General features: G+C 49.9%; 8 protein-coding genes. 4 read left to right on the top strand and 4 right to left on the bottom strand.

Annotation, left to right across the window (positions count from 1 at the left end):
* Nucleotides 1-21: 21 nt before the first annotated feature.
* From SH580_RS13735 to SH580_RS13725, 3 genes are all read right to left on the bottom strand, one after another.
* A complete protein-coding gene (locus SH580_RS13735; RefSeq protein ID WP_319831420.1) occupies nucleotides 22-1065 on the bottom strand; it encodes a transposase in 1044 nt (347 codons plus the stop codon).
* Nucleotides 1066-1186: 121 nt separating this feature from the next.
* Nucleotides 1187-1777, bottom strand: coding sequence for an energy transducer TonB (locus SH580_RS13730; protein ID WP_319831419.1), 591 nt, complete (start codon nucleotides 1775-1777; stop codon nucleotides 1187-1189).
* Nucleotides 1778-1927: 150 nt separating this feature from the next.
* Complete coding sequence (locus SH580_RS13725; protein ID WP_319831418.1) at nucleotides 1928-2437, bottom strand: hypothetical protein; 510 nt, start codon at nucleotides 2435-2437, stop codon at nucleotides 1928-1930.
* Between the two features lie 297 nt (nucleotides 2438-2734).
* Here SH580_RS13725 and efp point away from each other — a divergent pair, with 297 nt between their 5' ends.
* The 3 genes from efp (at nucleotide 2735) to SH580_RS13710 (ending at nucleotide 6271) form a co-directional block, all read left to right on the top strand.
* A complete protein-coding gene (gene efp / locus SH580_RS13720) occupies nucleotides 2735-3292 on the top strand; it encodes an elongation factor P (RefSeq protein ID WP_319831417.1) in 558 nt (185 codons plus the stop codon).
* A 409-nt stretch (nucleotides 3293-3701) separates the two neighbouring features.
* Nucleotides 3702-4328 carry a TonB-dependent receptor plug domain-containing protein gene (locus SH580_RS13715; RefSeq protein ID WP_319831416.1) on the top strand — a complete coding sequence of 209 codons (627 nt, stop codon included), beginning with the start codon at nucleotides 3702-3704 and terminating at the stop codon, nucleotides 4326-4328.
* Nucleotides 4322-6271, top strand: coding sequence for a TonB-dependent receptor domain-containing protein (locus tag SH580_RS13710; protein ID WP_319831415.1), 1950 nt, complete (start codon nucleotides 4322-4324; stop codon nucleotides 6269-6271). The genes SH580_RS13715 and SH580_RS13710 overlap by 7 nt, the downstream gene beginning before the upstream one ends.
* A 388-nt stretch (nucleotides 6272-6659) precedes the next feature.
* Here the strand turns inward: SH580_RS13710 and SH580_RS13705 are convergent, their stop codons facing one another.
* The gene (locus SH580_RS13705; RefSeq protein WP_319831414.1) at nucleotides 6660-7313 is read right to left on the bottom strand and encodes a response regulator; all 654 of its coding nucleotides are present in this window, start codon (nucleotides 7311-7313) and stop codon (nucleotides 6660-6662) included.
* Between the two features lie 260 nt (nucleotides 7314-7573).
* Here SH580_RS13705 and SH580_RS13700 point away from each other — a divergent pair, with 260 nt between their 5' ends.
* Entirely contained in the window at nucleotides 7574-11386 is a 3813-nt protein-coding gene (locus SH580_RS13700; RefSeq protein WP_319831413.1) for a hybrid sensor histidine kinase/response regulator, read from the top strand.
* Nucleotides 11387-11449: the final 63 nt, after the last annotated feature.

The raw sequence follows: 11449 nt of genomic DNA, 5'->3' as shown, positions 1-11449 counted from the left end.
AGTCGTTCCCTACTTGACCACTTATCCAAACACCTGCCTACGCAGCCCCTGAATCACAGCCAAGCCACCCCAATCACCACGCATCGCATTCACCTTCGGAGGGTGCTTTCGCCCACGCTCCATTTGCCACGCACCCGTAAAGCCACGCACAAACTCAGCCGACCCCAGAATGGCACCGTCGGTAAAATAACGCACCCGGCAGCGCAGCATCACCGACTTCGGCAATTGACCGCCCTCTTCATTTAGCACCTTCAAAGCAGCCGCACGCTCCACCTCAGACAGGTCAGCATCCGCCGCACGCTTGCCAAAGATCAACTGACGATGCTGCATCAAGGCCTCTGCCAAACCAGCCCCCGACGACAAGTGGTCACCCCAAACATGTAACAAACCAGCTCGACATCCCATCCGAGCGTCCACCTTCGACTTGGAGTCTTCTGTGCCCCCTGAGCTCATTAAGCCAAGCGACGCCACCGCCTCCGCGTAGCCGCAGAAACGATAATCCTTAGGATCCTCCACCAGCCCCGCACGCACCGGATTCAGATCAATATAAGCCGCCATCGTTTGCAGCGGATTGCCATGCCCCTCGACCAAGACCGACTTAAAACGGTCCGCCCACAGAGTGCCATAGCGCTTATGATTACGATTAAACCAGACTGAAAAACGCTGCTTCACCGCCTTCATATATTCAGAGACATCGCCCATCCGCGCCAACAGTTTCGCGCGCAACAGCTGCGCCTCCTCAGAGTCAGCCTCCAACTGAGAGCGCAGCACCTTGACCGAAGCCGCCTGATACTTGGTAGGTTTCGGGTACAGCACCTGATAGCGGCGCATCAACTCAGCATCATCCACCTGCTGACGATCCGGCACACGCAAAAGCACGTGAAAGTGATTCGACATCACACAATAAGTCAGCACCTGCACCCCGCAAAAATCAGCCACCTGCCAGATCATCTTACGCAGCATCTCCTTCTCACGCCCCTGGAACAAGCGCTCCCCATTCACCACCCGCGTCATGCAATGATAAACCGCATCCCGACCATGAACCTTTGTGCGACGAACCTTCATACTTCCAACAACATCGACATTCTCTCAATTAAGTCAACCTAATTCTTATAGCCTGGTTATTATTAAAATGTGCTGTTTCTTGGACAAGAGGTTCCAAAGCTAAAAACAATGCTCGCAGAGCTCACCTTAAAGGTATTCGGATCGGCCATTCGTATTTAGAACGCACGGCTTGACCGTTACGCATCGGTGGCGAAAAACGTGAACCTTCCGCCATCCGCCTTGCGGCCTCGATGAATTCTTGATGCGAGTAATCAATCACTCGCTGCACTGAGATGCGTCCATCGGCTTCCACATAGATTAAAAGACGAACCAAGGCCTCACCTCGGCCCCGCGGCGAATTGGGCGGATATCGAAAACGCCCCTCACGCACAAGATGCGGCACTTCGTCTAGCTCGCCAAAACCAAATAGTTTCTCCAACTGATCCGTGGACTCGGTGGTCAAGTCGACTCCGAGACCAATGTCTAAACTCATGTCCCCTCCGGTGCCGGGATTGAGCGCGACTTCCAATTGCTCCAAGGTAGGCATCGGAGGGGGCTGTTTCAATTCGGGTGGCGGCTCCTTCTCTTCCATCTGAGGCGGAGGGGGTGGCTCTTCTAATCGAGGGGGTGGCGGCGGCACCGCCAAGTCCACCGCCTCAAGTGTATCCACTCGCTCACGTGACGGTTGCGTGAGCTGAGTCAAAGGCACCAACATCATAATGAACAATGCCATCCCACAGCCCAACAAAAGGCTAAGCCCTGAGCTGGAAGATTTATGTGGAGGTGGTAATAGAGTTGACATGCGCAAGGCACACTTAAGCGCTGGGGATGAAGCTTTGTCAAAGTCCGAGCGCTGCGAAAAACACTCCCCTCCAAACTTCAGCTACAACAAAGAATCAAGCTCACTGTTCACTCGACGTTCCCGTTGCTCCATTTGTTCTTCTCCGTATTCGATCACGCCCAAGGTGACTTGAGCACCGAAATAAACACCGATCGCAGCTGCCGTTGCAACAATATAGATAAAAATGCTGACGCCCGCAGAGAGTGCCCAAATACGCTTCGCAATCACCAAGACAGAAAGAAAAACAAATAAGGCGCAAATCACACTGGGAATCGCATACACCGTCCAACCACCTACTTGACTCACCTGAGGCACGACAAAGCGCTCCGCCATCGCATAGCCAAGTAAGCCAATCCCCAACGGCAGCGCAAAGGCGAAAAAAGCGGCAATAATCCCACGCTTACTAGAGAAAATGGCCATAAATACACGCGCCGCCAGCACCCAGGCAAAAAGACATACACCGAACACGATATTGAAGTCCGGCTCGCCTACGGAATAGCCAAAGATTGCTTCAACCAAGCGCAGAATCGACTCAAACACTTCCTTAGACATAAGCTATACACGTAGCGATATCCCAAGATAAAGCGATCCTATTTTAACTGCCCAAAATCCCGATCCTCTCAAAATACAATTTTGATCGCTGCGAGGAGGTCTGACAGGATTGAAAATACGCATAAAGCAAAAGTTGCTTCATCAACCGGAAGCCAAGCCACGACTGACCGTAGACAGCATCCGCCATCTAAGTGCTGGCATTCCTCATTCAGAGATGCCCCTGCAACAGCGAGAGGGCATCCTTGACACTTGAGCTTCGCGCTGCCAAATCAGACATTTTTTTAACCAATCATACCCATGGCATCACCTACAGACGTCCGCAAAGGCAAAGTCCTCAATTATCAAGGCAATCCGCACCTCGTACTCGACGTGCAGCACCGAACTCAAGGTCGGCAAGCTGGCTTCATGCAAGTCACCATGCGCAATCTAAATACTGGCGCGAGCACGAATACCAAGATCCGCACCACCGACAGTGTCGAAATCATGCATACCGACATGATAAAGTTGGAGTTCAGCTACATCGATGCGGATGGCTACCATTTCATGGACCCAGAAACATTCGAGGATGTGATTCTCGACGAAAATCTCGTCGAAGACGCCAAGGACTTCCTAGTAGAAACCCAAGCCTACAGCGTTCTCCATGTCGACGACAAACCTATTTCAATCGACTTGCCCGCCTCACTGGAAATGAAGGTCATCGAATCTGCAGAAGGCGTTAAAGGCGACACTGCCAGCAATGTGCAAAAGCCAGCCACGCTAGAGACGGGTCTCACCGTGCAAGTACCTCTGTTCATCAAAGAGGGTGAAGTCATCAAAGTAAACACCGCCGATCGCTCCTATGGTGGACGCGCCTAAGCCCTCCTGATTGCAACGATTTTACTACGAACGGCGCCGAGCAATCGACGCCGTTTTTTTGCGTGTAAATCAACAGCAGTGCCACAAATGCCATTTCCAATAACAATCCAAATTAGCATTAGCTATAATTATAACAAGTGTTCAGCACTGCACTATAACCTAGCCTACTGAAAACTAGTCCCTATATATAAGGTCACTCGTACCACGATTCATCCTCGGCGCAATCGAATCAACACATGACCACACAACTTCCCAAATGAAAGGCACGTCACTTTTGCTGGTAACATGGGGCTCAATCATATCGTGCTCCCTCCCCCCCTGCCAAGGAGCGCCTGAAGATGATTGGGTCGAACTGGAAGCACATGTAATCACGGGCAGTCAATTAACGTTCGCTCAAGAAATACCGTCAGTGCCTGTAACCTGGATCGATCAGGAAGAGCTCAAGCTCTGGGGCGATCACACCGCCAGCAGCGCTTTGCGCACACAAGCCTTTTCTTTCGGAAGTAGTAATACCGAAAATGACAGCAACGGCGGCACGGGCTCGGCGGGAGCCAACATACGTGGCTTAGGCAATCTATCGACACTGACCTTAATCAATGGACGTCGCTCAGGCGGCAACAGTGCCGTCGGTTTTCAACACGGTGGATTCGCCGACCTCACCTTGATCCCTACGGCCGCCATCAAGGAGATCGAAGTTGCCACCGACGGCAGTTCCGTTGCCTACGGGTCCGACGCAGTCGCGGGCACAGTAAACCTGCTGCTACACGACAACTTCGAAGGAAACCGCATGGACGCTAGCTTTAGCAACACCTCGGACGGAGACGCCTCAGAAAAAACATTTTCATTTTTGAGCGGCCAAGCGCTTAGCGAATCCACCCACCTCGCATTACTCGGCAGTTGGTATCAGCGCAACTCCATCGAAGCACGCGACCGCGAGATATCCAAGGATGCCGACCGACGCTCGCAAGGTGGCCAAAACCAAGGAAGCCCCACTTACCCTGGCCGCATACAAGTTGATGGTCAGAGTATGTGTTAAAAGACGGCATCTCAAGCCCCAGTAATCTAACTGACTATCGACTATGGGACTCCAATGAAGACCTATATAATTTCAGCCAACAGGCCGTCGCGATCCCTGAAGTTCAGCGCAGCAGCGTAATGGCCAACTTCAGCCATAGAATCAGCCCCCAATTACAGGTCTGGAGCGAATTGCTTTACACACATAGTCAGTTTCAGAACGGACTGGCTCCGGCACCGTGGTTTGGAGGCACATTTCCTTTTGCTGGCTTCAAGTTCCCGGTACATTCGGCACTCTTGGATGCAGCCAAAAACAGTCCACATCTGCCAGTAGGTATCAACCCAGACGACTTGGATCAGATCAACTACCGCAGCTTCGAGCTCGGCAGACTCGAGATCGACCAGGAGAAATCTGCCCTGCGTGGACTGCTCGGCATTCGCGGTGAACTTGGAATTTGGGACTGGGAAAGCGCCGCCCTTTACATTGAAACAGATCTTGAAGCGCAATATACAGGCATCGCAGACGAATCCACGCTAGTCGACCTCATCGACTCTGGCGCATTCAACCCATTCGCAGCTGCCGGAGCCATCGGCGCAGGCTACGACAATACGGCCGCCTTACAAGCTGCAGCACGCAGCCCCAACAACCATTACCAGGAAGAATTCTGGAGCTACGACTTCAAAGCCAATGCACCTATATTCGAACTTTCGAGCGGCACAGTACAACTCGCGACGGGACTCGAACTACGCCAAGAAAAAATTGATGTCGCCATCGATCCTTTATTCGAATCCGGCGCAAATCTAGGCGGCGCGAGTGAGAGTTCATACGCGGCTCAACGCAAAGTGAGCTCAGTATTTGCGGAAACTTGGGTACCTGTATTTTCTCATACAGAACAGGAGCTCGCCATCAACCTCTCCGCACGCTACGAGAACTATAGCGATAAGCCCGACAACAGCGCCCAAAGCGCCAACACTTACGACACCTTCGTGTATAAGGCATCTGTCTTCTATCGTCCACAAGAAGCCATTCAATTGCACGCCACCACTGGCACCTCCTTTAGAGCCCCCACACTCAGCGAAAGTTACGGCGGAGGCATTTCCACATTCCCCATTTACCACGATCCACTCGGCTTCACCCCCGAAAGTTCACGCATCGATACAATCGTCAGCGGTAATCCTGAACTAGAGCCTGAGCAGTCCACCCATTTCAACCTTGGCATTCGCTTCGAGCCCGAGAGCCACCCAGGTTGGCTGCTCTCGCTCGATTACTACAGAATCGATACCAAAGATGTAATCGTCAACGGCGCTCAATACTTTATCGACCAAGCAGCACTAGGCAACGACATCGGAAGCGCCGCGGTGATCCGCGATCCCACTACCCAAGCCCTCCGCGGCGTATTTGCCAACTGGTTCAACGCCTCCGAATCTATAACCGATGGCATCGACTACAAAGTGCGCTACAAAGCCCCGACCCGCACGGGGCACTGGCAGGCCACACTCGGGCTAAATCAGGTACTTCGCTATAAATTGAAAGCCTCTAAAGACTCCTCCTACGAATCCTACCTCGGCACACTAATCGACCCTCGCGCAAGCGGTGGAAACATCATAGGCCGCGGCTCGATCCCCGAATACAAAGGCTACCTCGGACTTTTATGGCAGCATCAATCCCTCACCTTGGGCGGCACGTTAAACTACATCGACTCTCTCGACGACAATCCAGCATTTACCACAGATAGCCAGCCTCGCAAGGTGAAGGCTTGGACTACACTCGACCTCGTTGCCAGTTACCAGTGGACCGGCAGCGCTCAAACATGGCTCCACAATACAAAACTGGTGCTCGGCGTAGATAATGTCTGCAATACGCCTCCGCCATTTGCAGCAGGTGCTTTCGCAGACGGTTACGACACATCACTCTACAGCCTGACAGGGCGAAGCTATCGTATCAGCATTCAACGTGAATTCTAAGTGGGGTCGACAGCAGACAGCACTTCTTAACTCAAAAGCTTCCAGCTCAAAACTTCCAACTCAGCATACAACCAAGACGGCCCACAGCCAAAGAAGCGTCAAGAAACTGGCTCATAAAATAGCCCACAAATGTCACCACATTCACAAGTGCCTCGGGCAAACACCGAAGCAATAAGTCTGGCACGAATTACCTACTAAAAATGAACCAGTTTCTCGACACAAGTGGAGTCAAACAAATCACCATCCAGTTTCAATCGTCCACTTACACAGAACGACATGTTGCAGCGGAACTAATCGGTAAAAAATCGAAAAAAATCGGATATTACTTAAAACTGGTCTCAAAATACCAATTGCAGTGAAAGAAATTGAGCGCCGCTATAATCAGTCCTCAAGCGCTCCAGTCCAAGCCACTCTTATGCTTCAAAATCCCCTTGTCCAAAGCGAAATGAAGCAGACTGGATTCATTCTTCAAGTTTAACTTTTTCATCGCATTATGACGATGCCGCTTAATCGTATAGTCGCTCAAGCCCAATTCAGAGGCGATCTCTTCATGGGACTTACGCTGAGCGATATATCGTAGTACTTGCAGTTCACGTTGCGAGAGCACCTTAAAATATGCATCCGGGTCATTACGTACACGCTCCAAGACCTCCACGACACTCGCGGAATAGTAAACGTGACCATCAAATATTTCCGCAAAGGCCTCGTTCATAATATCTTGCGACATGTCCTTTTTACTGACAAAGCCGAGAATACCGCTCCGCGAGACTTCACGCACTGTAAAGTCATCACACTCACTGGATATGGCCAAAATACGATGCCCTCGCCCGCGTGCCAAAATGCGCTTGGCCAACTGAATTCCATCCAATTTAGGCAACAACAAGTCTAAAATGATAAATTGAAATGGCTGCTGCTCAAAAAGCTCCCAGCCAACTTCGCCATCCACAGCCTGCACGATCTCATCAAAATCAAACTCATTCTGCAACAAGCTCGAGAGATACTCGCGCACGAATTTCTCATCTTCAATAATTAAGGCTTTCATCACCAAGAAGTAAAGGAGTGTGCAACAAACGCGGCAAGAAATATACCCCTATATTTAATAAACCATGCATGATCCGCCTCCCCAAACGATGACAGTTAAATAATCTTGTCGTATTTTACTGATCTTTTCAGGCCTGCATCTAAATTGCAGACATACGGAACCTCATTCCCGTCCAGAGCCGCCTAGCATCAAACGAGAACCAGTGCACCTCTCGCCACATGAACAGCCATCGCCACAGTCCTTCTCAATTCGCTTTATGCATGCTCTCTCTCGTGCTCGTGCTGCTCGCACACATACCATGCGCCCAAGCCTACAATCGCGAAACTGGCGATCACCTGTTTTCCGTCTACACCACAGATGATCATAAAGCTGGCGAAATTTCATCATCGATTATAGAAGACGCACAAGGCCACCTATTCGTAGGCAACGAAAACGGCCTACTAAAATTTGACGGGGTAAACTGGTCGCTCATGCCCGAGACGGGGCATTCCAGCTATGTCATGTCGACCGTGATTGATAGCGCCAACAACATCTGGGTAGCGGCCTTAAAGTCAGTCGGTTATTATACAGTCACCCCAGCTGGAGAGTATCAATTTAACGACATGACCAGTCAGCTCACTTCGGCCTTTAAAGGGAAAGACTTGGGTACGTTTTGGAAGCTATACGCACGCGACGACTCCATCTACTTAATCACCTCCGAATATGTATTAAAATGGAATCAAGATGAAAAGCGTTCGTGGAAATTCGAAGACGAAAGAAGAATCCTGCCCAGCTGGATAAAGGACGGCCTCTACATTCACGCCAGAGGTTCTGGTCTATTTCACCTAGCGGGTGAGGACTTCGAACAAATCGCAGAAGACACGGAAGCCGTCGCATCTGGTATTATTGCCGTATTAGGCCACACTAAGAATGGCCTGCTCTGTGCCACCGTCGGGAACGGATTCTTCTACTTAAAAGACGGAAAATACCAACGCGCCTTCCCGACACACCCCACACTCGCAGACTATCAAATTCTACATGCATTCACATGTCCGAATAATAGTATCATACTCAGCACAAGCCATAACGGAGTCATAGTCATAAACGCCAGAGGAGAAACCACCCGTCAGATTCCAAGCAAGAAGCCCATCTACTACAGCATGACGGATCGCTACGGGACGATCTGGAGCGCAGGCATTGGCTCCATATTCAAACTACCCCGACTACCGCTTAGTTACTTTTCAGACTCTGCCTATGAAATTTCAAGATACAACGGGCAGCTCTACTACACGAACGGCAACAGTTTAAAAAAGCTGCTCAATACACCCAGTCAAACAAGCAGTCCTCAAGTGATCGACCGCGGCACTAGTATCTGGACGATACAAAACGTTGGCAGCGACTTAATCTACGGAGACATTAATGGCTTCAATTCAATACGCCATTCAGAAACTCCACAACGAATCCAAACACCCCGACAAATTGGCTCCATATACCCCAGCTATACCGACTCAAACATCCTATATACAGCAGATCCTCCCAAAGTCAGTCGTTGGCAGAAAGATGAGACCGGCTGGCATTACATCGATTCCCTGAAAGAATTTAACTCAGGCGCACTCTCGCTAGCTCAGCTGCCGAACTCGAAACTACTCATTTCCAGCGAAAATGCTCCTGTGCTGTTAACGGATTGGGAACAAGTAAACCCCATACATCCACTCGGCGAGGAAGTCGGACTACCTGAAAAATTCACTTGGTCGCATATTCTACAGCAGGGAGAACATATCATAATTATAAGCAATCAGGGCCTCTATACCTATGATAATAACACGGAAATGTTTGATTACAATCCGATCTTAGGCGACGATTTGGGCAATGATGCTTACGGATTAGCCTACTCCGCGGTTCCCGAGCAAACAGGCTGGATCATTTACCTCCCCAATGGAAGCGACTCGAATAACCCAGTAGGAAAACTCATCTGGCACGAGGGGCAATATAGCTGGAGCCCATACCACTTACCCTCGCTCGATCTGGCAGGTAAAGTCAGAGCTCTATTTCAAGAAATCGATCAAAACTCGAATGAGATATTGTGGGTAGGCGGCAGCAAAAAGATCCTACGTTACAATCTCTCGCAGATGCCCTCCTATGTGACTCCCACAACCCACATCACCCGTATCAGCGAACTGGACACGCAACAACTCTACTATGATGGAGCAGGCCCCGCTCCCCTGAATGTAGACTTAGGATTCCCCCAGAAATCTCTTCTTATCGAATACGCAGCTACACCCACCCCACTCAGAGTCATCCAATATCAAACACGACTCGAAGGCTTTAATGAATCCTGGTCAGAGCCACATACATACACACACCGTAAATTTACAAATCTATCCAGCGGCTCGTATACATTCGAAGTCAGAGCGATTGACGAATTTGGCCGCAAGGGAACAATAGCGACGCTTAAACTAAACATCGCGTCCCCTTGGTATCAAACCCCCTATGCCTATGTTTCTTACATAGCATTTGGCCTATCGATCCTCTTTGGACTTAACTACTTAAAAAACAAAAGTCTTCGCATACGAAATGAACGTCTCACAGCGATCATTCAACAACGAACCCGCGAGCTCGAAGCACAAAAGCTAAAATTACAACAGGCCAATAAAGCGAAACAAAACTTCCTCGCAAGCATGAGCCACGAGATTCGGAATCCTCTCAACGGAATCATCGGCATTTCGCAACTCCTCAGGCTGCAAGAAAAAGAGCAGGGCATGGAGTCCGAAGAAATCACCCACCTATATAGCTGCAGCCAGCATTTAAACCAACTGCTCAGTCAAACTCTCGATTACTCCAGTCTGGAAGCTGGCAAATTGAGAACGCGCGTCGAAAGCTTTGCCCCATGCGAACTCCTGCAAGAAGTCATCCAAATCCAATCTGCGATGGCACAAGAGAAAGGCATCGTACTTGAACTTGAAAAGCCCGAAATAAAACACAACTGGAAGGGCGATCCAGTTCTGCTGCGTCAGATCCTCATCAATCTAGTTTCCAATGGGATCAAGTATGCAAAGCAGGGATCAGTCCGGCTAATCCTAAGCTATGAAACGAAAGAAGAATCCGTACAAGCCTGCTTCGAAGTCATCGACTCTGGCCCTGGAGTGCCCAAAGAACATGAAAATTTAATTTTTGAAGAATTCACACGTCTACCGGAAAGTGAGATGAGCCATATCCCGGGCACTGGACTAGGGCTCACCATCTCCGCCGAAATGGCTCGACTCATGGGAGGCAGCCTCAAGCTCGACACAGAGTATCAAGGGGGCGCTCGTTTTGTGCTGAACCTAGAATTCGAGCTGGAGCTATTCCGACGCAAAATCAAATCCAATCAGGAATCCAAACTCTCAGAAATTCTAAAAGGTAAACGTGTATTGATAGCCGACGACATGGGCTTCAATCGCTATATCAGTGCCGCCGTGTTGAACAGTATGGGAGCGGAGATCGACGTCGCAGAGAATGGTCGTAACGCGCTGATCAAGCTCAACAGCTTCAGCTACGAAATTGTGATTTTAGACATCAACATGCCGCAAATGAGCGGCATCGAAGTCGTCGAAGCCTACTTCAAAAAGCACCAAGGTGAGAACAATCCAAAGTTCATCGCACTCAGCGCTTACAACAGTGTCGATATCGAAGAAAAATGCATCGCTGCGGGCTTCAATCATTTCATCGAAAAACCACTCGATCCCGAAAAGCTTAAGAAATTACTAAAATGCCACCATCGTAAAAGTCGCAACAATACTGGAAGCGATTTACTCGCGTATCTCTCGAAGAACGGCCCGATGAGCTTGCAAGAATTACAAGCTGAATACAATCAATCCTTTAAAGAAGAACTTGATAAGCTTAGGACCGCCTATGCTCTAAACAAAAAGACTGAGCAAGAAGAGATCATTCACAAACTCTTAGGCCTATGTCGGGTGCAGGCTTGTGAAAGGATTAGTCAACTAGTCGAAAAAATTTCCGAGCAGTCCAAACAAGCGGCCCCCAAGGAAGATCTGATAGCGTTGATCAAGCGACTCGAGCAAGAACTCGAGCGAACGCCCCACTCCAGCAAATAGCGACGCACAACGATGCCGTCGGCAGAAAGAATCAAGCCTGCCGAGGCACCACGTGCGACGATT

Origin of the sequence: Coraliomargarita algicola (genome assembly GCF_033878955.1) — a bacterium.
Classification (GTDB): Bacteria; Verrucomicrobiota; Verrucomicrobiia; order Opitutales; family Coraliomargaritaceae; genus Thalassobacterium; species Thalassobacterium algicola.
The sequence above is the reverse complement of the archived record's forward strand: the minus strand, read 5'-3'. Positions and strand labels throughout refer to the sequence as shown.

Coding starts and splice junctions, on each gene's coding strand:
- SH580_RS13735 (WP_319831420.1), bottom strand. CDS start 1,065: ATGAAGGTTCGTCGCACAAAGGTTCATGGTCGGGATGCGGTTTATCAT.
- SH580_RS13730 (WP_319831419.1), bottom strand. CDS start 1,777: ATGGCATTGTTCATTATGATGTTGGTGCCTTTGACTCAGCTCACGCAA.
- SH580_RS13725 (WP_319831418.1), bottom strand. CDS start 2,437: ATGTCTAAGGAAGTGTTTGAGTCGATTCTGCGCTTGGTTGAAGCAATC.
- efp (WP_319831417.1), top strand. CDS start 2,735: ATGGCATCACCTACAGACGTCCGCAAAGGCAAAGTCCTCAATTATCAA.
- SH580_RS13705 (WP_319831414.1), bottom strand. CDS start 7,313: ATGAAAGCCTTAATTATTGAAGATGAGAAATTCGTGCGCGAGTATCTC.
- SH580_RS13700 (WP_319831413.1), top strand. CDS start 7,574: ATGCTCTCTCTCGTGCTCGTGCTGCTCGCACACATACCATGCGCCCAA.